We start from the raw sequence: 21951 nt of genomic DNA on the forward strand, positions 1-21951 counted from the left end.
GTGCACGCGAACACCATGTCCCTTGCCTTCAGACTTTCACGACGGTGATCTCTCGGCGACAGAGCATCTGGAGGTCCTCAGGAGCGGAGGTGAGCACGGTCGTGGGGCGAGGAGAGGCGAGTGCTGTCGCGGCGACGATGGCGTCCAGTGCGTACTTGTGGCCGTGCAGGCCGGTCTCGGCGAGGATGTTGCCCGCCTGTCGGGCGATGGCTTCGGTGGGCGGGATGATGTTGACGCGCGAGATGGCGTAGTCGAATTGGGCCTGGTGGACGCGAGGGTCCCGGGCTTCGACCAGGGTGACCGCACTCGTTACGACCCGGATGTCCTCGGCATCAGCTGCCGCGAGCCATTCGGTCAGCTCGGGGTGGCGGCGTACGAGCTTGGAGAGACCCTCACAGTCCAGGACGAGGGTGCCGCTCATGCGGCGTCGGCCGAGCTCGCCGCCTCACCCCGCAGAAGCGCACGCTTGGTGTCGACCGCCCGGTGGTCGACCGGACCGTGCTCGGCTTCCGCGGTGGCGATCAGCTCACGCAGACGTTCCCGTTCCAGTTCGCGCTGGATGAGCGCCTCGACGTATGCCGACATGCCGCGACGGCCCGTGCGCTGCTTCAAGGCGGCGATGGTGCCCTCGTGCAGGGACACGGAGACGGGACGGACGGGTCCTTCTCCGGGGGTGGGTGTGGTGCCAGCCATACCGGCAGTTTAATAAAAGATTTGTTATCCGGCTCGAGGTCTGCCGGCACCGTTGCTGGTTGACTGCTGGTTCCGCTCGAGCCTGGCGGTCGTTCCGCAGGTGACTGCCCCGTGCCCGACGTTCCGCTACAACGTCTGAACTCCCCCACGTCAGCGACGTGGTGGAATTCCGGCGAAGTACAAGCACCTAACGAGGCCGGAACGAGTTCGTCCCGGCCTCGTCGTGCTGGATGCTGCGATGAGCGAGTTACCGGCTCTGGCGTCGCTACATGTCCCGTACGTGGAGGGGGGAACCCAGCTCGCGGATTCGTTCGGCGAGTCCGTCGGCGGTCTGGCTGCTGACGACCATGTGGATGCTGCCCTGCAGCAAGGAGACGTCACCTCGGTCGATGACGTCATACAGCCGCCGGAACTGGCTCAATGCCTCGGAGTTGCCGGTGTTGTTGAGCATGCTCTGAGTTACCGCTCGCCGACGATGAACCATCGCCTGACGGGACGGATTCCACGCCGAATCCAAGTCCAGCCCTGAACGCAAAGGCGAACACCGCGGAGTGACCGCTACCCCCTCTCCTTCGCTGTCTACGATGCGCAGCAGACCGCCCTGGACAGCTTCGCGCGGCGTCGAGGAGATCGGCACTGAAGACCACGGCAAGACGCAGCTCAAGGGGACCGGCAAGGGCAAGAGCAAGGGTGAGGCCGAGAGGGCAGCCCAGCGCAACGTCCAGGAACAGGTCGCCAAGAAGTACGGCAAGGGCTACCGCACCCACCACTGCACCTTCCGCAGCGCCAAGCGGTAACCCACGACATCCGTAGGAACCACGTGAACAACCGCCAACGCAAAAAGCTCCCCCTGCGCCTGGCCGCGGCAGCAGCCGACGGGAAGACGGGAACCGTCAAGCACCTGCTGGCCAAGGGCGCCGATCCCAACGCCCCCAGCCCGGACGGAGCTACCCCGCTCTACCTTGCCTCCGTGCAGGGCGAAACCCGCTGCGCCGAACTGCTCCTCGCCGCCGGCGCGTCACCCGCACAGGAATCCACCGGCTGGCGCCGGGGCCTCCCGCTCGTCGCCGCCGTCGTCAAGGCGGACCGGCCCTTGGTCGAGCTGCTGCTGCGGTATGGCGCAGATCCACGCCTGCCGGAGACGAACGGCGGTTCGGCGCTCGACTGGGCGGACGGCTGGGACGACGACGAAGAGGACCGGCCGGCTATCGCGGCACTCCTCCAGGCGCACCTCGCCTGAGCCCTGACCCGCCCGCAAATCGCCTGCCTGGAGCTCGTAACACGGTCACGAGTTGGGCTTCTTCAGGCGTCTCCAGTGGATGAGGCCGCAGGCGAGGGAGACGAAGGCGTCGTGGAGTTCGGTGCGGCGTTCCCAGCGGACGGCGAGGCGCTTGAACTGGCGGAGGAGGGCGACGGTCTGCTCGACGACGTAGCGGAGCTTGCCGAGGCCCTTGATGTTCGGGCTGCCTTTGCGGGAGGTGACCGGGAGGATCCGGCGTTTGCGTAGTTCGCGGCGGTTGGGGTTGGGGTCGTAGCCCTTGTCTCCGAGGAGGGCCTCGGGGCGACGGCGGGGCCGGCCCGGGCGGCCGGCGACGGGCGGCACGCCGTCGACCAGGGCTGGGGTCCGAGTGACGTCGTTGACGTTGGCCGCAGTGGTGATGACTCTGAGAGGGGTGCCGCGTCCGTGGCAGATCAGGTGGTGTTTGTTGCCCGTCTTCCTCCGGTCGACCGGCGACGGACCGGTGTCGACTCCCCCATTTTGGCGCGGACGTGGGAACCGTCGACGCAGGGTCGGGACCAGTCCCGGCGCTGGCAACAGGCCGGAGCCTTCGACCAAGACCCGGAAGCCGGCAGGTCGGAACCATCGGTCTGGGCACGCCTGTCGACACGAGGCGGAAAGCGGTGTGCGCACCGCTGCGGAAGCTCTCGGGAGACCCGGACTGCAAGAACGGCAACTGCCCCACCCTGTGGGACACGACAGACGGCAGGGAGTGCGTCGTACGGGGGTACGTGATCAACGACCCTGAGCGGCTGGCGCAGCTCGACCTGCCCGAGCAGGAGCGCGGGGGCCCGAGTGACGGACCGGGTGTCGGCGGCCAGCCCGGCGACCGTGCGGGTCTGCGTCTCCAGCAGGGGGAGCAAGACTTTCGGCGCGGTGGACTGGCCGAGCTTTCGCAACTGGTCGAACTGTGCGCGGAAGGAGGAGAGGAGGGGGCAGGCCGTGAAGGGCGCTGGCCCGCTGAGTGTCAGGCCAAGGTCGATCAGCGCACCCGTGCCCGCCGAAAGGACCGCCCGGCGCCCCACGAGCCAGGGGCTCGGGGCAGCGGGATGCCCGGCGGTGTCCGAGTCGGTCTCGGGCGGACCGCCAGGCGCTGCAGTTCGCCGTTCGCGCCGAGGAAGGCGTCGCACCGAGAAGCCAGTTCGGGGGACGCGGAGCGCTCCCCGCGTTCGACCTTGCTGAGGTGCCCCTTGTCGTAGTTGAGCGCCGTGGAGAACTCGGTCAGAGTAAGCCCCGCATTCTGTCGCAAACGGCGAAGCTCCGGGCCAAATCGTAAGGATGTACTCATCATTGACCTCTCCTTGAACGGTGATCGTGAGAGCGGCGAGCCCGCACGGTAACTTTCGTCCTGTGTTCACTGGCGGCACGAAGATCGACGGTCAATACATTGCGTGACCAGGTCGTTTCGCTTCGCATCCGAGAGCGAGTTTGGCACGAGGTTCGCCTCGGGGGTCACGGTTCGGCGGGGTTGCCCGTCGCCTCTTCGTTTGCCGCGGTTTCTCCGTCTGTCCGATCTTGGGTGTCGCGCAGCCCAGTCGTCTCGTTTACTAACCTCCATGTTAGTAACGTGGTAGTTAGTTTCATGGGAGGTCGGTGGCGTGGTGGAATTCGTAGGTCGTCGGCAGGAGCTGGCCACGTTGGAGCGAGAGCTTCAGAAGGTGGTGGCAGCGGTCGGCGGTGAGCGGCCCGGGCGGTGTGTGATGCTGCGCGGGCGGCGCCGGGTGGGCAAGTCGCGGTTGGTCGAGCTGTTCGTGGAGCGTTCCGGGGCGCCGTTCTTGTTCTACGCGGCCACCGGCGCGTCTCCTGCGGGTGATCTGGCGCGGCTGGCCCGCGACGCTCAAGCGTCGACGCTGCCGCTGGCGCAGCTGGTGGCCGCCGCGCGGCCGGAGAGCTGGGACGCCGCGTTCGACGTGCTGGCCGCGGCGCTGCCCGACGACCGGGCGAGTGTGCTGGTCATCGATGAGGTGCCGTACCTGATGGACGCCGAAGGGGCTTTCGAGGGCGTACTGCAACGGGCCTGGGACCGAGTGCTGGAGAAGAAGCCGGTGCTGCTGGTGCTCATCGGCTCGGATCTGTCGATGATGGAGGCCCTGAACAGCTACGGGCGCCCCTTTCACCAACGTGGCCGGGAGATGGTGCTGGGGCCGCTGAACCCCGCCGAGGTCGGGCGGATGCTGGGACTGGAGCCGGCCGAGGCATTCGACGCCGCGTTGGTCACCGGCGGGCTGCCGTTGATCTGCGCGGAGTGGCCGCACGGCGCGGGGATGTGGGACTTTCTCGGCGAGGCGCTGCACGATCCTGTTTCGGCACTGCTGGTGTCCGCCGAGCGCTCGCTGGCCGCGGAGTTCCCGCCGCAGGCCCAGGCCCGTGCGGTGCTGGCGGCGATCGGCAGCGGTGAGCGGACCTTCACCAACATCGCCCGCGCGGCCGGCGGGATCGGTGCCACGCCGCTGCTGCGGGCGCTGGAGCTCCTCACGGACAAGCGCATCGTCGCCGCCGAGTTGCCCGTGTCCCTGCGCCCCTCGAAGGACCGCCGCTACCGGGTGGCGGATCCCTACCTCCGGTTTTGGTTGCACCTTCTCGGCCCCTCCATGCAGGAGATCGAGAGGGGGCGAGGCGACCTGACCCTGGCACGGATCCGGGAGAACTGGACCAGCTGGCGCGGTCGGGCTGTCGAGCCGCTCCTTCGCGAGGCACTCGCCCGGATACTGCCCGACGACCAGCTGCCCGCAGCCCCCGCGGTCGGCGGCTACTGGACCCGGACGAACGACGTCGAGATCGACATCGTCGGGGCCGATCGCGCCCCGATCGCCAAGGAGCTGCTGTTCGTCGGTTCCATCAAGTGGCTGGAGAACTCATCCTTCGACCGGCACGACCTGGCAGCCCTTCACCGCCACCGGGCTGCGCTCACGACCGAACCCGTCCCGGTCGTGGCGGTCTCGCGTGGCGGGGTCGACTGTCCGGGGCTCGATGCCGCCTACGGTCCCGGCGATCTGTTGACAGCCTGGCCGCTGTAGGCAGTGGCTCACGTGACAGTGCATGACCGGCAACCATGCTCGACCTCGTCGAGTGGGGGCCCCATCCGTGATCTCGTCGCAGCGGTCCGCAGGTTTCCGGAGCCTGTGACACCTGCGGTGCTTCTGTAGCGTTGCACTGCGGCCCTTGTCCGGCGGGACGACCGGCGCTTACGTCCAGGCCCGGCCCGTGGTGTCTTGGCGAGGGGCGGCGGTTCGGGACGGACTCGGTCGGGTAGGGCGGGGCGGGGGTAGCCTGCTCGGCGTGCCGCAGAAGTATGTCGAGTTCCGCCTTGCTTCGGAGGACATCTCCACCGTTCGCTTCGGTGTGTCGCCGGGGCACGAGATCGTGCACGCGGTGCGGACCCTCAGCAGGCCGCAGGAACAGCCGCTGCAGTGGGGGTGGTTGCGGGCCGTGCGTGCCGATGTGCCGCGGGAGTCGCTGGAGTTGTTGCGGCTCGTCGTGGGGGAGGCCGGGTACGCGCCCGATCTGTTCACGTCGGCACCGTCGTGGGACCTCACGCCCGCCGACGAGATCGCGCGGCTGCGGCAGGCGCCGCTCGAGCCGATCTCGGTCGACCTGCGCAAGCGCGCGATCCGCAGCGCCGGCGTCGCGCGGGCCGCGCTGGAGCGGATGGCGGCCGAACCGGAGAAGGTCCGCGCCATGATCGTGCGTCATGTCGAGGCGTTGTGGGAGACCGCGCTCGCCCCGTACTGGGCCCAGATCGAACGCATCCTGCACGCGGACATCGGCTCCCGGGTGCGGCGGATGACCGCGGACGGTCTGGCCGGGATGGCGGCCGATCTCGGTGAGGCCGTCGAGTGGAGCGCCGACACCGGGTTCGACACCGTGCGCGTGCGGATGGAACGGCACGAGGAGATCGTCGACTGCCACGGGCGGGGGCTCGTGCTGGTGCCGTCGTTCTTCGCGCGGCACTGCGCGGTGCTCACGGAGCCGCCCGCGCAGCCGACGCTGTTCTACCCCGCGCTCGGCGTGTCGGAGGCGTGGCACCGTGCCGATGCGGCGGACGCGCTGGCGGGCCTGCTCGGGGAGAGCCGCGCCGCGGTGCTCCTCGCGCTCGGCGTGCCGCTGTCGACGACGGAGACCGCGGCGGAGGTCGGTATCGCGGCGTCCACCGCGTCCCACCACCTCGACGCCCTGCGCGCCGCGGGGCTCATAGCGTCCCGGCGGGCCGGGCGGCGCGTGCTGCACGCGCGGACGCCGCTCGGGGATGCGCTCGTCCACCGCGTCTGACGTGTACGACGCGTCCGGCGCGGTGGACGAGCGCGACCGGGGCCGCGACCGGGACCTGGCCCCGTGTCGCGGAGGTCACTGCCCGGGAACGGGGTCCGGTCCCGTGCCGTGCTCGGCGACGTACGCCTCCGGACCCTGGTCGGCCGCCTGGGGCTCCATGTACAGGAACTCCAGGATGTTGCCGTCCGGGTCCTCCAGGGAGCGGCCGTACATGAACCCGTGGTCCTGCGCGGGCCGCGGCTCGCGTCCGCCCGCGGCGACGCCGGCGTCGACGGTGGTGTCGACGTGCTCCCGCGAGTCACGCGAGAACGACACCAGGACCTGGGCGACCTTGTGCGGGTCGGCGATCTCCTTGTCGGTGAACTGGGAGAAGTGCCCGTGGGTGAGCACCATGAAGTTGGTGTTCTCGTCCCAGACGACGCAGGCGGCTTTCTGGTCGGTGAACATCGGGTTGATGGCGCAGCCGAGCGCCGTGTAGAAGGCCTTGCTGCGGTCGAGGTCGGTCGTGGTGAAGTTGACGAAGATCATGACGGTGACTGCTCCTGGTCTCGGGAGGGTGTGCCTCGGGTGCGCTTCGGGTGTGCTTCCTGCGCTTGCCGGGATCAGACTGGCAGTGGGCGCGGCGGCGTCCCATTGATTCGACTGGGGTCGAAAGGTCGAGGGCTTGCGGCCGCGCGGCTACGCGGCTACGCGGGTTCCAGGGACCAGGACGAGCGGGACGTGACCAGGTAGAGGCCGGGGCCCGGGACGGCGAAGCGTGCGCGCCCCGTGCCCTTGCCCGCGCAGAGGCGGCTATGGGTGGTCAGGTCGGGATTCGGGGCCTCCAGGGCGTAGGGTCCGCCGCCGTGGTGGACGAACACGAACTCCCGGCCCGGGTCGGCCGCGTAGCCGAAGGCGTGGTCTCCCGTGGAGCGGAGGCGCAGGCCGGCCACGGAGCCGCCGTCGAGGACCAGCAGCTCGTGGCCGGGTGGCTGCAGCCAGACGCGCCACGAGCCGGACGTGTCCACCGAGACCCGGACCGGGTCGCCCCCCGAGGCCGGTACGGGAACGACGGTGACGACGCCCCGCCGGTCGTCCTGGCCGGAAGGGCGACGCCGCGCTCCGGTGGCGGGGGCCGGGCCGGTCGTCAGGTACGCCTGGCCGTTGACGTCCCCCCACAGCCGGGCCACCAGCAGTACCGGGACCCCCGGTGCCGGGCGGGCCAGGTCGACCTCGCGGCTGCCGCTGCCGGCGGCGCGTCGCTCCTCGGGGGTGCCGAAGGGCCAGTTCCCGTAGGGGTCCTGGGGTGTCCGCGGGGCCCCCGAGGGGACGGGAGCGGCGGTCGCCGAGGGGGATGTGGGGGACGAGGGGGATGAGGGGGCCGAGGGCAACGGGGACGGGTGGGAGGGCGGCGGTGGTGTCGGGACCTTGGACGGTCGGATGCCATGGGTGCGAGCCGGGCGAGCCGGGTGGGCCGGGTGGGCCACCGGAGTCGATGGGGCCGCCGGTGCCGCCGGGGTGGTCGGCCGGGCGTCGGTCAGGCGGACGGCGTCGGCCGCGCAGACCGGGACCGGGCGGGCGGAGCCACCGTCGGGTGCCCACAGGACCTCGGTGGTGGAGGGACCGTGCCGCGCGTCGAAGAAGCAGGCGGGGCTCTCCTGGGGCAGCGGGCGGCCCGAGGCCCGCGCCTCGGCGCGGGCCAGCGCCCTCCGCCCGGCGTCCAGGGTGCGCAGGGCGTCCTGTGCGTCCGCCAGGTCGCGGTCCCCGAGCAGGTCGCGTTTCGCCTGCTCGTAGGCGTCGAGAGCCTGGCCGAAGTCGTCGAGCAGAGCGGACCCGGGTGTCCGGCCGTCCCGTCCGTCGTGGTCTGCCGCGAGGTCGAAACGGGCCAGTGCCTCACCGAAGGCGGTGATGTCCGCTTCGACGGCGGCCAGCCGCTCGTCCTTCTCCCCGAAGAACCGCCGGATACCCTTCATCGCCCCCACCTGGCCGAGACAGTCGTTCGAACCTCGGTGAGTTTAGGAGTGGTTGGGCTACGGGAGGGTCCAGCCGTCGGCGAAGTCGCAGAGCGTGTCGGTGCGGTGGCGGAGTGCGGCGAGGGTGTGGGAGGGGGCCTCGCGGAGGTGGGGGAGGGCGTCGACCCAGCGGTCCCAGAGGCCGCCGGGGGCGGTGAAGCGGTCGGCATGGCGGGTGCCGAGGTGGGCGTCGAGGCGGAGGAGGGCGCCGAGGGCCGCGGCCTGGTCGTAGCGGAGGTCGGTGCGGGGGAGGTAGCGGTCGAGGTAGGCCGTGAGGATGGCGGCGTCCGCGGGGGTGCCGAAGCGGGCCAGGGCGAAACAGTAGGCGCCGCCGGAGAAGCAGAACTCGCTGGCCAGGAGCAGCTCGCCGAGGTGTTCGCGGTACGTGGCGCGCCGGCCCACGCCGATCAGCCAGGCGGTGGTGAAGCGTGAGCGCCACTCGAAGCCGAGGAGGGCGTCCAGTTCGGCATCGGTGACCGCGGCCGCGTCGTCCAGGAGGTGACGGACGAAGCGTTCGGCGAGGGGCCGGTCGAACTGCAGGAAGCGGCCGCTCTTCAGCTCGCGGTAGCGCGGACGGCCCGTTTCCTTACGGGTCACGTAGCGCTCGATCACGTAGCCGTAACCGATCTCCTCGGGGTCCTGGAACGGCATGGGTCATCTCTCCGGGTCGGGCGGTGCGGGCGGTGGGGTTGGCGGGTCCGGTGGGGTCGGGGGGCGGGGGACGTCGTTGTCGTGAGGTCCTGTGCATTCTCGGCGGGGGGCGTGAGGGCTGCCAGCAGTTTCCCGCCCGCCGCGCGTCGGCGGTGGGATACTCCTGGACGGCCGGGCGGTCCGGTCGGAGGGGGTGTGGCGGGGTGCGGCGGGTCTCGGTGGTGGGGTGTTCCGGGTCGGGCAAGTCGACGCTCGCGCGGAAGCTCGCGGGCGTCCTCGGCGCGCCGCACGTCGAACTCGACGCGTTGCACTGGGGGCCCGACTGGTCCGCGGCGTCGGCCGAGGAGCTGAGCGCACGGGTCCGGCGGGAGACGGCCGCCGACGCGTGGATCGTGGACGGCAACTACCAGAGCAAGATCGGCGACCTGGTGTGGCAACGCGCGGACACCGTGGTGTGGGTGAACCCGCCCCGGTGGCGGGTGATGTGGCGTTCCCTCACCCGCACGGTGCGGAGGGCGGCGACCGGTCAGGAGCTGTGGAGCGGCAACCGTGAGAGCTGGCGCGGGCTGCTGTTCTGGCGCGGCGAGGACTCGATCCTGTGGTGGGCCTGGACCTCGTACCCGGGCGTCCAGGAGCGCTACGAGGCGGCCATGCGCGACCCGCGGAACGGGCACCTCCTCTTCCACCGGCTGCGGACGCCGAAGGAGGTCGAGCGCTTCCTGACGGGCCTCGCCGCCCAGGACCGGCCAGAGCGGTAGCGCGGACCTCGCCCAGCGCGGGCGGACCACTCGGGCGGACCGCCTGGCCTGCGGGGCGGGCAGGGGGCTGGGATGCTGGAGGCAGGAGGGCGGGCGGCACTGGACCTGCGGACAGCGGTGGTGAGCGTCGTGGCGGAGACCGACGGTGGACGGACGGGACGCGCCGGGACGGCCGCCGCTCCCGGCCCGGACCCCCTGCCGGACCCCTTCCTGCGGACCCGGATCACGGTGCCGGTCACCCCCGGCACCTACCTGCGGCGCCCTCGGCTGCTGCGCCGTCTCGACGGGGCGCTACGGGCGCCCCTCACCCTGGTCGAAGGGCCGGCCGGCGGCGGCAAGACGCTGCTGACGGCCGACTGGGTCGCCGGCCTGGACGCGCCCGTCGCCTGGCTCACCGTCGAGCCGGGGGACGACCGGCCCGGCGTGTTCTGGACGTACGTCCTCAGGGCGCTCGGTTCCTGCGGTGCGCTGCGGCCCGGTGACCTCCCGGCGGACGCGTCCCGGATGACCGGCGAGCTGCCGGCGCGGCTCGCCGCCGCGCTCGAGGCGCGGGAGCGGCCCGTGGTCCTGGTGCTGGACGACTTCGACCGCGTGGGCGCGCCGGAGGTCGCCGAGCAGCTGGAGTTCGTGCTGCGCCACGCCGGCCGGGGCCTGCGCCTGGTGCTCGTCACCCGGACCGAGCCGCTGCTGCCCCTGCACCGCTACCGCGCGGCGGGCGAGGTGACGGAGATCCGCGCCGCGGAGCTGGTGTTCACCCCCGAGGAGACCGTCGACCTGCTGGACCTGCACGGGCTGTCCCTCCCGCTCGCCGCCGCCCGCGCCCTCTTGGACCGCACCCGGGGCTGGGCGGCGGGGCTGCGCCTGTCCGCCCTGGCCGCCACCCGCAGCGCCGACCCGGAGGTCTACCTCAAGGAGTTCGAGGCCGGACACAGCGCCATCGCGGACTTCCTGCTGGCCGAGGTCCTCGAGGGGTGCACGGAGCGGACGCAGGACCTGCTGCTGCGGGTGAGCGTCCTGGAGCGGTTCTGCCCGGAGCTGGCGAACGAGCTCACCGACCGGGTCGACGCCGAGCCCCTCCTCGTCGCACTGCACCGCGCCAACGCGTTCGTCGAGGATCTCGGGCACGGGTGGTACCGGCTCCACCCGCTGTTCCGGGAGATCCTCCGGGCGCACCTGCGGGTGCGGCTGCCGGGGCTGGAACCGGAGCTGCACCTGCGGGCGGCCCGCTGGCTGCGCCGGTCCGGCCATGCGGCGGAGGCCGTCGCCCACGGCGCGGCCGCCGGCGCGTGGGACTTCGCCGCGGACACCGTCGTCGACGACCTGGCGATCGGCCGGCTGATGACCGGCCCGCGGGCCGGCGACCCGGGCGGGCCGTTCGCCCGGATGGGGCCCGAGCGCGGGAGCCCGGCGCGGGACCTCGTGCGGGCGGCTCTGCGGCTGTCGCGGAACGACCTGTCCCGGCACGACCTCGACGACGCGCTGGTCCACCTCCGCCGGGCCGGGGAGCGGCAGCAGGACGGAGGCCCGGAGTCCGCGGCCGCCCGGCTGAGCCGCGCCGCGGTCGAGGCGCTCGCCGCCCGGCGGACCGGGGACCCGGCGCGGGCCGGGGCGGCGCTCGAGGCGGCGGAGCGGGCGGCGCGAGACGTCCCGGCGCGGCTGCTGGAGGAGCGGCCCGAGGTCCTGTCCCTCCTGCGGGCCCACGCCGGGGCGGCGTACGTGTGGGCCGGGCGTTTCGAGGAGGCGCGGGCCGTCCTGACACCGGTCGCGCGGGCCGCCCAGGGCCCGTGCGCCGCCGTGGCGAAGGAGGAGGCGCTGGCCCACCTGGCGCTCCTCGACCAGCTCACGGGATGGCTCGGACGGGCGGAGCAGAAGGCGCTCGCCGCGGTGTCGGAGGAGGAACGGGCGGGGCTGCCGCGGTCGTCCGGTTCCGGCGTCGGCCGGCTGGTGCTGGCGGCCGTGGCGCTCGACCGCCGTGAGACGGACCGGGCGCGGCAACTGCTCGACGAGGGCGCCCGGGCGGGTGCGGAGGGGCCGCCCGATCCGGTGCCGGAGGCGCTCCGTGCGCTGGTCGCCGCCCGTCTGCTGCTGGCGGACGGCAAGCCGCGGGCCGCCGTCGAGGCCGTCCGGCGGCCGGTGCGCGCCGTGGTGGCCTCGCCCTGGGCGGAGGGGCACGCCGCGCTGGTCGTGGCCTCCGCCCGGCTCGCGGAGGGGCGGGCGGACGCGGCGACCGAAGCGGTCCGGGACCTCACCGGCGACCAGCCGCTGTGCGCGGTGGAGGCGGCGGCGGTTCACCTCGCCGCGGGGCGCGCGGAGCAGGCGGTCGCGTCGCTGGACGCCGTGCGCGCCGGGAGCGGGGCGGGGCCGGCGGTGGCCGTGCGCGCGCTGCTGGTCAGGGCGGGCGCCGCGCAGCGCGCGGGGGACGAGGACGCCGCGCGGAAGCTGGTGGAACGGGCGCTGCTGGACGCCCGGCGGGAGCGGCTGCGGGGTCCGTTCCGCGACGCGGGGGCGTGGCTCCGGCCGCTCCTCGCCGCGCCCCCGCTGAGGGAACTGGCGGCCGGCTGGCTCACCCCCGACGCGCCGCGCCCCGGTGGCCCGTCGCTGCCGGCGACTCCGCCGGAGCTCGCCGCGGCGGAACTCAGCGGGCGGGAACGGGACGTCCTGGAACGGCTGGCCGGGATGATGTCCGCCGAGGAGATCGCCGCGGACCTGCACGTGTCGGTGAACACGGTGAAGTCCCACCTGAAGAGCGCGTACCGGAAGCTGGCGGTGAACCGGCGCGGCGACGCGGTGCGCCGGGCACGCGCCCTCGGACTGCTCTGACCACGCCCGCACCACCACGGGCCTGACCACGCCCGCACCACCGCGGCCTGACCACACCCCCACCACCACGGGCCTGACCACGCCCGCACCACCACGGGCCAGGCCGCGACCGGGGCGGCGTGGCGTCGGGCGGTAGGGGATCAGTGGCGGTCGGTGCGGATGCGGCCGGAGTCGCGGGCGGCCCGGAGCGCCGCGAGGTCCCGCTCGTTGCGGTCCGCGTAGGTCTGGGCGAAGACCGCGAGGGCCCGGTCGAAGCGGTCGCCGCCGCCCAGGTAGGCGGCGAGGGCGACGGGGTCGCCGGAGCGGGCGTGGGCCCGCGCCAGCCCGGCCCCGCACAGCTGGGCGAACAGGGCCAGCAGGCCGGGGCCCATGGTCTCCGGCCGGGGGATCCCCTTCCAGTCCCACAGCTGACGGACGTAGAAGTCCCGCGACCGCCCGTCGAAGCCGCGCACCCGGGTCCAGCCGAGGAAGATGTCGCTGGACGTCTGCATCAGGTGCTGCCCGGTGACCACCCGGCGGCCCTGGTTCTCGAACCGCTCCCCTCCCGCGTGGGGGGCCAGCACCGACTCCTGGGCCTCCTTGGCCTGCAGGAGCAGCGGATCGTCGTCGTCACGGCCGAGCAGGAGCACGATCCAGCAGCGCGTGCCGACGCTGCCGACGCCCACCACCTTGCGGGCCATGTCCACCGGACGGTAGTGCCGCAGCAGGTGCCTGCGCTCGGGCGGCAGGCTCCGCGCGTACCCCTCCAGCAGGCCGTGGATCTCGTCCTCGCGCCCGCCCTCCGGCGCCGGGTCCCGCAACCGGCCGAGCGGCGTGACCAGGGGCGGGTCGGCGGCGATCCGGCGGCCCTCGGGTGTCATCCTCGTCAGCTTGGCGAAGGCCCGCAGGTGGGTGCGGGTGCGGGCGCGCTCCGCCGCCTTCGCGGTCCGGCGCCCGGCCTCGTCGTCCAGCGAGGAGGCGAGTTCGCGCAGGTGGTCGGCGTCGTCCTGGGCGTACCAGACGTCGAGGGCCGGCATGCCGGCGAACCGCCGCATCCGCTCGCGGTACGCCCGCACGCAGGACCGTACGACACGCTCCTGCTCCTTGACCGACAGGCCGTTCGCCCTGGCCGCGATCACGAAGCCGGCCGCCAGACGCTTCACGTCCCACTCGAACGGCCCCTGCAGGGTCTCGTCGAAGTCGTTGATGTCGAAGACCAGACGCCGCTCCGGCGAGGCGAGCAGCCGGAAGTTCAGCGGATGGGCGTCCCCGCAGAGCTGGACCCGCAGCCCGGTGTCGGGCCAGGGCCCCAGATCCGCCGCCATGATGGCGGCGGCGCCGCGGTAGAAGCGGAACGGCGACTCGAGCATGCGGCCGTAGCGGATCGGCACCAGCTCCGGCACACGGGTCGCGGACTGCTCCTCGAGCGTCCGGACCGGGTCGGGGCGCTCCCGCGCCGGCTCGTACCGGCCGTGGCTCGAACGGGGCACCCGGCGGCGCGCCGCCCGGCCGTACGCCGCACGCTCGGCGGGGGACAGGGCGGGGGTGAAAGCGGCGCTGGGCGTGGTCATCGCGGCGGCCTCCTCGTCGGGCGTGCGGCGTGCGGGGCGTGCGGTGTGCGGAGCGTGTGGCGGCTTCCGGAGCGTGTGGCGGGCGGGGTGCGGGGCGTGCGGCGGCGTCCGGAGCGTGTGCGTGTGGCGTGCGGCGGGTGCCGCGTGCGGTGCGTGGTCCCGGTCGGGGTGTGGTCCGCCCCGGCCGTCCCACCGCCTCCAGGACACCACCCGGACGGCCCCGCAGGCTCACCCCTGCCGGGTGAGGCGACGGGGCCCCGCCCGGAGCAGGCTGGTCGTGGCACGGACCGACGTCCGGGCGCCCGTGCTCCCGGACCGTGAGAAACGAGGCACACGATGGCCGCGACAGATTCCGCGCACTCCGCGCCCGCCCCCCACGACCGGCCGGGCCGCTCGGCGAAGCAGGGATGGGCGAGCGGGCTGACGGCCTTCGCCGCGGTGATGCTGCTCCTCCTCGGCCTGCTCAACATCTTCCGCGGCATCATGGCCGTCGCGGAGGACGACGTGTTCGTCAGCACGCCCGACTACGTGTTCCAGTTCGACCTGACCAGCTGGGGCTGGATCCACCTGATCCTCGGCGCGATCGCGGTGCTGCTCAGCGCCGGGCTGTTCAAGGCGGCGACGTGGGCCCGGGTGGCCGGCGTGGCCATCGCCTCGCTCGTCGTCATCGCGAACTTCCTGTCGCTGCCGTACTACCCGATCTGGTCGGTGGTGATGATCGCGATCTCCGGCTTCGTGATCTGGGCGCTGTGCGTCGTCCGGCGCGACGACCACGGGGAACGCTGGGGCGTCTGAGGCGACGTCCGTGGCAACCGTCCCCTCAGGCGTCCCTCAGGCGTCCCCTCAGGGAAGGACCGGCCGGTGAAGCGGAGCAGCGGGGCGGGGCCGGGGGCGACGACGCGTCCCGCGGTCCCGCCGCACACGGGTTCCGCGGGGTGGGCGCGCGTCGCCGTGCTCGCCCTGGCGGCCGGCGTCGTGGTGCCGCTGGTCGCCGCGGGGCTGCGGAGCGTGTTCTGGGCCCTGGTCGGGTTCGGCGGACTGGCGCTGGCCGCCGTCGGGCTGTGGTGGTTCCTGGCGCACACGGGCGTGGTGCGCGCCGCCGGGCTCGCCCTGGCGGTGGCGGCGCCCGTGGCCGTCCTCGTCCTGTACGCGGTCTTCGACATGCTGGTGCCGGCGCTGGTCTCCCTGGCCCTGTGGCTGTTCGCGGCCACGGCGGCCCGCACGGCCCTGGGTCCCCGGAACACGGTGAAGAGACTCGGGCGGACCGTCGTCGAGGCGCCCCGGGCGCCGTGGGTGGTGATGAACCCGCGGTCCGGCGGCGGGAAGGTGGAGCGGTTCCACCTGGTGGAGAGGGCCGAGGCGGCGGGCTGCCGGGTGACCCTGCTGGACGGGAGCCAGGACGTCACCGCACTGGCCCGGGAGGCGGTCGCCCGGGGCGCCGACCTGCTGGCGGTGGCGGGCGGGGACGGCACGCAGGCGCTGGTGGCGGAGGTGGCCGCCGAGCACGACCTCCCGTTCCTGGTGATCCCCGCCGGCACCCGCAACCACTTCGCCCTCGACCTCGGCCTGGACCGCGACGACCCGGCGGCGGCCCTGGACGCGCTGGCCCACGGCACCGAACGCCGGGTCGACCTCGGCTACGCCGCCGACCGGGTCTTCGTCAACAACGCCTCGTTCGGCGTGTACGCCTTCGTCGTCACCGACCCCGCCTACCGCGACGCCAAGGCCGGCACCGCCCTGCGCAACCTGCCCGCGCTGCTCACCGGCCCCGACGCGCCCCGGCTCGGGATGCGCGCCGACGGGACGCACGTGGAAGGGCTCCAGGCCCTCCTGGTCAGCAACAACCCCTACGGGCGGGCCGTCGACGCGGCCCACCCCGGGCGCCGGGAGCGGCTGGACTCCGGGCTGCTCGGCGTGGTGGGCGTGCGGGTCGCCAACGCCGCCCAGGCGGCGGGCCTGGCCCGCGGCCCGCACGCCGAGGGCCTCACCCGGCTGACCGCCCCGCAGGTCCTCGTCACCGCCGGCACGGACACCCTGCCGGTCGGCATCGACGGCGAACACGTCGTCCTGCCGTCCCCGGTGGTGTGCCGCATCGTGCCCGGGGCGCTGCGGGTCCGGGTCCCGGTGCGGCACGGCCGCCTCCGCCGGCCGCGGGCGGGCGTCGCGGACTGGCGGCGCGTGCTGCGCCTCGCGGCCGGCCGTCCGCCCGCCGACCCCGGCGTGCGGGACGCGCTGTGACCGTCATCTACGGCGGGCACCGTGACGGGCATCCGTGACGGTCATCCGGGCGGGTCACCTGCGACGGGTGAGGCCCGCGCGGGGCCGGGGGGCGCAGGATCGCGGGGGAGGGCGGACCGTCCACCTGTCGCCGACGCCGTTTCGTGGGAGGACTTCCCGTGCGCTACGAGATCCGGGTCGAGGGCCACCTGTCGGACACGCTCGCCCAGACCTTCCAGGAGCTGGACCACGTGGTGATGGCCGGGCAGACCGTGCTGTACGGCCCGGTCGTGGACGAGGCGCACCTGTACGGGCTCCTGGCGCGGTGCCGGTCGCTGGGGCTGCGGGTGGTGGAGATGCGGCAGTTGCCGGAATGAGGAGGCGCACGATGACCGCGACGCACGACCGACAGGCGTACACGGTGAAGCCCGGACAGGCGGAGGGTCTGCGCGTCTTCGCCGCCGTGATGCTGGTCCTGGCCGGGCTGCTCGACGCGCTCCGCGGGATCATGGGCATCGCCGGGGACGACGTGTTCCTCCGGACGCCCGCGTACGCGTTCCGGTTCGACCTGACGGCGTGGTCGTGGATCCACCTCGCGTTCGGCGTGCTCGCCGTGCTCGTCGGCGTGGCCCTGTTCCGGCCGGCGCGCTGGGCGCGGCCGGGTGGGGTGGCCGTCGCCGTCTTCCTTGTCCTGACCGGCTTCCTCTCCCTGCCGTACGCCCCGCTGTGGTCGCTGGTGGTGATCGCCCTCGCGGGGTTCGTGGTGTGGGCGCTTTGCGTGGTCCGGCGGGTGAGGTGACGCGGCGTGCCCGCCGTCACCGGCGTCTGCTGTGATGGGACGTTCGGACGTGGGCGTGCTGGAGGAGTGGGGGCAGTGGTGGGAGTGCGGGTCGAGCTGGGCGGGGCCTCGATGGAGCGGGTGGAGGACGTCCTGGAGGAGGCGCGGCGGGAGGGGGCCGCGGTGTACTTCCTCGCCACCGCGGCGGAGGACGTCAGGGAGGAGTTCTTCGGCGCGGTGCGGGCGGGGCTTCCGCTCGACCCGCCGCTGACCGGCTCCCGGAGCTGGGACGCCCTGTCCGACGCCCTGAGCGGGGGCCTGGCCGTGGCGGGTGCGCGGTCGCACGTGATCGTCTGGCGGGTCGCGGACGGCACGGACGTGGACGCGGAGGACTTCCGGACCGCTCTGGCGGTGCTGGGGGACGCCGTCGAGGTGCTAGCCGATCCGCGGGCGCTGGGCGGGAACGCGAAGCGGCTGACGGTGCTGGTCGTCCCGGCGACGGTGTGGTGCCCCCGCTGCGACCAGGGCTGGGTGGTCCGGCGCCGGGTGCGGGGGCGCGGGCGGGACGCGGGGTTCTTGGTGTGCCGGGAGTGCGACACGGTGTGGGAGCGCGGCCTCGCCTCGAACCGGGGGCCGTTCCCGCTGCTGGAGGAGCATCTGGGACGCCTCGGCGTGGAGCCCCGGTGGACGAGCCTGGACCGCGTGGGGTGCCGGGACGGCGCCGCGTCGGCATGATGGGCCCCGGCGGTCGCGGGACAGCGCTCCGCCGCAGGGGAAAGGGGGACGGGACGCATGACGCGTGCGGGGGTGTATCTCGCGCATCCGCGGGCCGGCAGCTTCAACCACGCGGTGTTCGGCGCCGTGGTGGATGAGTTGCGCGGCCGCGGCTGTGAGGTCCTGGCGCACGACCTGTGCGCCGAAGGGTTCGCGCCCGTGCTGCGGGCCGAGGAGACGGACACCGTCGGGGGCGGGGAACGGACGGCGGACGCGCAGGTCGCGCTGCACCGGGCGGAGGTGGCCACCCTGGACGTCCTGGTGTTCGTCCACCCCAACTGGTGGGGCATGCCGCCCGCCGTCCTCACGGGGTGGGTGCAGCGGGTGCTGACGCCCGGTGTCGCCTACAAGCTGGGGACGGGGGAGGGCCGGCCGGAAGGACTGCTGAAGGCCCGGCGGGCCCTGGTGCTCAACACCTCCGACACGCCCGCCGAGCGCGAGGAGACCGAGTTCGGCGACCCGTTGCACTCCGTCTGGTCGGCGTGCGTGCTGCCCTACGTGGGGGTGGACGACGTCCGCCGGGTCGTCTTCCGCACGGTCGCCGGCTCCGACCGGGCGACCCGCGAGGCGTGGCTGCGCCAGGCGCGCGCCCGGGCCGCGGACCTGCTGGTGACCTGACCGGGGAACGCGCCTGAGCCGGGGCCTGAGCCTGGGCCGTGCCGGGGCCTGAGCCCGAGTCGACGGCCTGAGCCGGGGTCAGTGGGTGTCGGTCGTGTGGTGCCGGTGCGCGCAGGCACGGGGAGCGGTGAGCAACTGGCGGATGCGCTCGCCCACTTCGGCGCCGTCGCGGGCGGGCGCGGGGAAGAGCAGGCGCAGGTCGCAGTGGCCGTGGGCGTGCTCGCACCGCAGGGTGACGGACCGGCTGTCGAGCGCGTAGGGGACGGTGCGGAGGATGTCCCGGGGCAGCCGGAGGCCGGCCGCCTCGATGAGGCCGCGCACCAGATCGCCGTGGGCGTCCGCGAGATGGGTCAGCATCGCCGCCTCCTCGACGGCGAGCGGGTCCGCCTCGGCGCGGGCGAAGTCGTCGAGGGGGACGTCCACCGAGCCGGTGGCGGTGCGGAGTTGGACCCAGCCGGGGTCGAGGCGCAGGGCACCGCCGTCGCCGTCCGTGTCGCGGGCGGCGACGATCGAGAGGCTGCCGGAGACGGTGACTCGGGCGCGGACCCGCTCGCGGGCGGCGGTGGGCGCGATGTCGGTGAACTCCAGCAGGCAGGCCAGGGTGCCGTGCGGGGACTCGGCCACCTGACGGGTCAACGGGTCTCCGGCCGGGGGGTGCAGGGCGATCCGGCCGTCCCGTTCCACGGTGTGCATGCCCAGCAGGTCGTAGTCCTGCCCGGTCGTGGTGAGGGAGAGCGAGGACGCGCGGGCCATGACCGTCCGCACGCGCTCCGCGGCACTCGGGCCGGGCAGGGCGTCTGTCGTGTAAGGGCGCAAGACAACTCCAGGCGGTACGGGCCGGATCCGCAGCCCTCGGCGTACTCAGGTCAGGTAAGGCTTACCTTACTTCACGCTCCCGCGTCCTGACAGGGGGGCTCGCCGACCGGCCCCGCCCACGCGGACCCCGGGCGGACGGCGCCGCCGGTGGTGGACGATGGACGGAGCCGGAACGGCGAGAGGGGCGGGGAGCGTGGGGCGGGACGAACGGGACGCGGTCGCGCGGGGCGCGCGGCTGTACGAGGCCGCGCGGGCCCTGACCGCCGACCACGAACGGGCGGTCGAGGCGGTCCGGGCCGCGCTGGAGCCGCTGCGGGAGGCGGCGGTGCGGCGCGAACTCGACGCCATCCCCGTGTCCCGGCTGCAGGACGTGACGGAGGGGCGGCTCCGGCTCGGGAGCGTGGGCAGGAGCGGCCTGCGCACGGTGGGGGAGGTGCTCGAGGCGGGCCCCTACCGGCTGCGGCAGATACCCGGGGTCGGGCAGCGCACCGTCGACCAGATGCTGGCCGCCGCCCGCCGGCTCGCGGAGGCCGTGCGGGAGACGGTCGCCGTCCACCTCGACGTCGACCGGCCGGAGCCGCGCACCACCGCGCTGGTCGCGGCGCTGCACGTCCTGGTGGAGGCCGGACCGGAGGCGCGGCGCGCGGTGGACCGGGCCGCCGCCCTGGAGCGGCGGCTGGGCCCGCTGCTGGCGGACGCCTCCCCCGCCACCGGGCGGCTGCGGATGCTGATGGCGGGCCGGGAGGGGCGGGCCCGCGCGCTCTCGGCCGTGGCCGAGGTCCGCTCGCTGACCGAGGAGGCCGGACGGGAGGACGTGCCCGCCCTGCTCGCCCAGGCCTCCGTGGACCTCCTGCGGGGGCCGGTCACCGAGGTCGCCGCGTGGGTCGACTTCGAACTGCGGTCCGCCGAGTACTACGGCCTCCTCGCCGAGGTCTCCGGGCGGCAGCCGGCCAGGGCCGCCGCCGAGGGCTTCCTGCCCGACGAGATCGCCGAACGGGTGCGCGCCCAGCACCTCGACGACACCCACCGCAGGGTCTCGCTGCGCGGCTACCAGGCGTTCGGCGCCCGGTTCGCGCTGGCCCAGCGCAAGGTGATCCTCGGCGACGAGATGGGCCTCGGCAAGACCGTCCAGGCCATCGCCGTGCTGGCCCACCTGGCCGCCGAGGGGCGAAGCCGGTTCCTGGTGGTGTGCCCGGCGAGCGTGCTGGTCAACTGGACCCGGGAGATCGAGGCCCGCAGCGCCCTGCGGGTCACCGTGCTCCACGGGTCCGACCGGCACGAGGCGTTCGCCGACTGGCGGGAACGCGGCGGGGTCGCGGTGACCACCTTCGACGCGCTGCGCGGCTTCCCGGCACCCGGCGACGGGGACGGTCACGGCGACGGTGACCGCGACGGCGACCGCGAGGTCGGGCTGCTCGTCGTCGACGAGGCGCACGCCGTGAAGAACCCGCTGGCCAAGCGGTCGCAGGCGGTCGCGCGGTGGGCGGAGCGCTGCGAGCGCGCCCTGTTCATGACCGGGACGCCGATGGAGAACCGGGTCGCCGAGTTCCGGAACCTGGTCGCGATGCTGGACCGCGGGATCGCCGACTCCCTGGGCGAACGGGACGCCCCGGCCGGATCGGTCGCCTTCCGCGAGGCCGTCGCCCCCGTCTACCTGCGGCGCAACCAGGAGGACGTCCTCGCCGAGCTGCCCAGCCTGCAGCAGACGGACGAGTGGGAGGAGTTGAGCGCCTCCGACGAGGAGGCGTACCAGGAGGCCGTGCTGGCGGGCAACTTCATGGCGATGCGCCGGGCGGCGTACGCGCGTCCCGAGAAGTCGGCCAAGCTGGGCCGGCTGCGGGAGATCGTCCAGGAGGCCGGGGAGAACGGCCACAAGACGGTGGTGTTCTCCCACTTCCGGGACGTGCTGGGCGTGGTGGAGGACGCGCTCACCGCGCAACAGGCGCCCGCCGTACCGGTGTTCGGCCCGCTCACGGGAAGCGTCCCGGCGGAGCGGCGGCAGCGGACCGTCGACGACTTCACGGCCGCCGAGGGCCCGGCGGTGCTGCTGGCGCAGATCCAGGCCGCCGGCGTCGGCCTCAACCTGCAGGCCGCCTCCGTGGTGGTCATCTGCGAGCCGCAGGTCAAGCCGACCGTCGAACACCAGGCGGTGGCCCGGGCCCACCGGATGGGCCAGGTCAGGCCGGTCCGCGTGTACCGCCTGCTTGCCGCCGGGGGAGTGGACGAGCGGATGGTGCGGATGCTGGAACGCAAGACGCGGCTGTTCGACGCCTACGCCCGGCGCTCCGCGGTCGCCGAGGCCACCCCGGACGCGGTGGACGTCTCCGACACCGAGCTGGCCCGGCGGATCGTCGAGGAGGAACAGGCACGGCTGGGCGTGGCCGGCGGGAGCCGCACGACGGCCGAGTGACCGAGGAGCCGAGCAGCGGGGCGCGAAAAGGTGACGCCACGTCGTCACGCCCCGCTGCTCGCGCTCGACGGCCGCGGTGACGGCCGCGTCCCGGACCCGCGCCGCGTGGTGGTCGGCGCGGGTGCGGTCGTCACCCGGTCGCCGGGCCGGTGTGTGACGTTCGCGGCCCGGCCAGCCCCCCGCTGCGGAGCCGTCCGTCCAGCCCATTGACAGGAAGTCAAAGAATTCTACTGTTGGGTAACCGTCAATGGGCGCCTCACCGGTGCCTGCGCCCTCCAGGAGCTGTCTCCCGCGCCGACGAGGACGCCTGCCCCGACATCGACGTCC

At 73.8% G+C, this 21951-nt stretch carries 23 protein-coding genes; 13 read left to right on the forward strand and 10 right to left on the reverse strand.

From position 1 onward, the window contains the following. Positions 1–28: 28 nt before the first annotated feature. The 3 genes from ACWD3O_RS25750 to ACWD3O_RS25760 all read right to left on the reverse strand — a co-directional run bounded on the left by ACWD3O_RS25750 (position 29) and on the right by ACWD3O_RS25760 (position 1144). The gene (locus tag ACWD3O_RS25750) at positions 29–421 is read right to left on the reverse strand and encodes a type II toxin-antitoxin system VapC family toxin (protein ID WP_451412877.1); all 393 of its coding nucleotides are present in this window, start codon (positions 419–421) and stop codon (positions 29–31) included. Next, the gene (locus tag ACWD3O_RS25755) at positions 418–693 is read right to left on the reverse strand and encodes a hypothetical protein (protein WP_451417518.1); all 276 of its coding nucleotides are present in this window, start codon (positions 691–693) and stop codon (positions 418–420) included. Before ACWD3O_RS25755 ends, ACWD3O_RS25750 begins: the two co-directional genes overlap by 4 nt. Before the next feature lie 265 nt (positions 694–958). Further along, the gene (locus ACWD3O_RS25760; RefSeq protein ID WP_451417519.1) at positions 959–1144 is read right to left on the reverse strand and encodes a hypothetical protein; all 186 of its coding nucleotides are present in this window, start codon (positions 1142–1144) and stop codon (positions 959–961) included. Between the two features lie 133 nt (positions 1145–1277). Between ACWD3O_RS25760 and ACWD3O_RS25765 the strand changes: the two genes are divergently transcribed. After that, on the forward strand, positions 1278–1490 hold the full coding sequence (locus ACWD3O_RS25765; RefSeq protein WP_451417520.1) for a hypothetical protein: 213 nt from the start codon (positions 1278–1280) through the stop codon (positions 1488–1490). A 23-nt stretch (positions 1491–1513) separates the two neighbouring features. Next, positions 1514–1933, forward strand: coding sequence for an ankyrin repeat domain-containing protein (locus ACWD3O_RS25770; protein ID WP_361138364.1), 420 nt, complete (start codon positions 1514–1516; stop codon positions 1931–1933). A gap of 45 nt (positions 1934–1978) precedes the next feature. Here ACWD3O_RS25770 and ACWD3O_RS25775 read toward each other — a convergent pair whose 3' ends face one another. Continuing rightward, complete coding sequence (locus ACWD3O_RS25775) at positions 1979–2605, reverse strand: transposase (RefSeq protein ID WP_451417521.1); 627 nt, start codon at positions 2603–2605, stop codon at positions 1979–1981. A gap of 349 nt (positions 2606–2954) precedes the next feature. Then, entirely contained in the window at positions 2955–3263 is a 309-nt protein-coding gene (locus ACWD3O_RS25780; protein WP_451417522.1) for a helix-turn-helix domain-containing protein, read from the reverse strand. 307 nt (positions 3264–3570) lie between these two features. Here ACWD3O_RS25780 and ACWD3O_RS25785 point away from each other — a divergent pair, with 307 nt between their 5' ends. Both ACWD3O_RS25785 and ACWD3O_RS25790 read left to right on the forward strand, forming a co-directional pair. Further along, positions 3571–4989 (forward strand): ATP-binding protein, encoded by a 1419-nt coding sequence (locus ACWD3O_RS25785; protein WP_451417523.1) that lies wholly within the window; start codon positions 3571–3573, stop codon positions 4987–4989. A gap of 262 nt (positions 4990–5251) precedes the next feature. Next, positions 5252–6241, forward strand: coding sequence for a DUF5937 family protein (locus tag ACWD3O_RS25790; RefSeq protein ID WP_451417524.1), 990 nt, complete (start codon positions 5252–5254; stop codon positions 6239–6241). Between the two features lie 75 nt (positions 6242–6316). Here ACWD3O_RS25790 and ACWD3O_RS25795 read toward each other — a convergent pair whose 3' ends face one another. From ACWD3O_RS25795 to ACWD3O_RS25805, 3 genes are all read right to left on the reverse strand, one after another. Beyond that, positions 6317–6769, reverse strand: coding sequence for a VOC family protein (locus tag ACWD3O_RS25795; RefSeq protein WP_451417525.1), 453 nt, complete (start codon positions 6767–6769; stop codon positions 6317–6319). Between the two features lie 158 nt (positions 6770–6927). After that, positions 6928–8193 carry a hypothetical protein gene (locus ACWD3O_RS25800; protein ID WP_451417526.1) on the reverse strand — a complete coding sequence of 422 codons (1266 nt, stop codon included), beginning with the start codon at positions 8191–8193 and terminating at the stop codon, positions 6928–6930. Between the two features lie 57 nt (positions 8194–8250). Next, complete coding sequence (locus tag ACWD3O_RS25805) at positions 8251–8883, reverse strand: DUF6000 family protein (protein ID WP_451417527.1); 633 nt, start codon at positions 8881–8883, stop codon at positions 8251–8253. Between the two features lie 203 nt (positions 8884–9086). On the opposite strand from ACWD3O_RS25805, the gene ACWD3O_RS25810 reads away from it, so the two are divergent. Continuing rightward, positions 9087–9641, forward strand: coding sequence for an adenylate kinase (locus ACWD3O_RS25810; RefSeq protein WP_451417528.1), 555 nt, complete (start codon positions 9087–9089; stop codon positions 9639–9641). Between the two features lie 72 nt (positions 9642–9713). Continuing rightward, positions 9714–12461: a LuxR C-terminal-related transcriptional regulator gene (locus ACWD3O_RS25815; RefSeq protein WP_451417529.1), complete on the forward strand. Its 2748-nt coding sequence runs from the start codon at positions 9714–9716 to the stop codon at positions 12459–12461. A gap of 140 nt (positions 12462–12601) precedes the next feature. Here the strand turns inward: ACWD3O_RS25815 and ACWD3O_RS25820 are convergent, their stop codons facing one another. After that, on the reverse strand, positions 12602–14011 hold the full coding sequence (locus tag ACWD3O_RS25820) for a DUF2252 domain-containing protein (protein ID WP_451417530.1): 1410 nt from the start codon (positions 14009–14011) through the stop codon (positions 12602–12604). 336 nt (positions 14012–14347) lie between these two features. Between ACWD3O_RS25820 and ACWD3O_RS25825 the strand changes: the two genes are divergently transcribed. The 6 genes from ACWD3O_RS25825 to ACWD3O_RS25850 all read left to right on the forward strand — a co-directional run bounded on the left by ACWD3O_RS25825 (position 14348) and on the right by ACWD3O_RS25850 (position 18398). Beyond that, a complete protein-coding gene (locus ACWD3O_RS25825; protein ID WP_451412864.1) occupies positions 14348–14806 on the forward strand; it encodes a DUF7144 family membrane protein in 459 nt (152 codons plus the stop codon). A 66-nt stretch (positions 14807–14872) separates the two neighbouring features. Beyond that, positions 14873–16249 (forward strand): diacylglycerol/lipid kinase family protein, encoded by a 1377-nt coding sequence (locus ACWD3O_RS25830; RefSeq protein WP_451412863.1) that lies wholly within the window; start codon positions 14873–14875, stop codon positions 16247–16249. A gap of 158 nt (positions 16250–16407) precedes the next feature. Then, positions 16408–16605, forward strand: coding sequence for a hypothetical protein (locus ACWD3O_RS25835; RefSeq protein ID WP_451412862.1), 198 nt, complete (start codon positions 16408–16410; stop codon positions 16603–16605). 11 nt (positions 16606–16616) lie between these two features. Beyond that, on the forward strand, positions 16617–17027 hold the full coding sequence (locus tag ACWD3O_RS25840) for a DUF7144 family membrane protein (RefSeq protein WP_451412861.1): 411 nt from the start codon (positions 16617–16619) through the stop codon (positions 17025–17027). Positions 17028–17102: 75 nt separating this feature from the next. Then, on the forward strand, positions 17103–17741 hold the full coding sequence (locus ACWD3O_RS25845) for a barstar family protein (RefSeq protein ID WP_451417531.1): 639 nt from the start codon (positions 17103–17105) through the stop codon (positions 17739–17741). A gap of 57 nt (positions 17742–17798) precedes the next feature. Further along, positions 17799–18398 (forward strand): NAD(P)H-dependent oxidoreductase, encoded by a 600-nt coding sequence (locus ACWD3O_RS25850; protein ID WP_451412858.1) that lies wholly within the window; start codon positions 17799–17801, stop codon positions 18396–18398. Positions 18399–18476: 78 nt separating this feature from the next. On the opposite strand, the gene ACWD3O_RS25855 is transcribed toward ACWD3O_RS25850, so the two are convergent. Next, positions 18477–19151, reverse strand: coding sequence for a DUF2470 domain-containing protein (locus ACWD3O_RS25855; protein WP_451417532.1), 675 nt, complete (start codon positions 19149–19151; stop codon positions 18477–18479). Between the two features lie 256 nt (positions 19152–19407). Here ACWD3O_RS25855 and ACWD3O_RS25860 point away from each other — a divergent pair, with 256 nt between their 5' ends. Then, the gene (locus ACWD3O_RS25860) at positions 19408–21624 is read left to right on the forward strand and encodes a DEAD/DEAH box helicase (RefSeq protein WP_451417533.1); all 2217 of its coding nucleotides are present in this window, start codon (positions 19408–19410) and stop codon (positions 21622–21624) included. Positions 21625–21951 lie beyond the last annotated feature (327 nt).

The organism is Streptomyces sp. NPDC002640, from assembly GCF_053592575.1.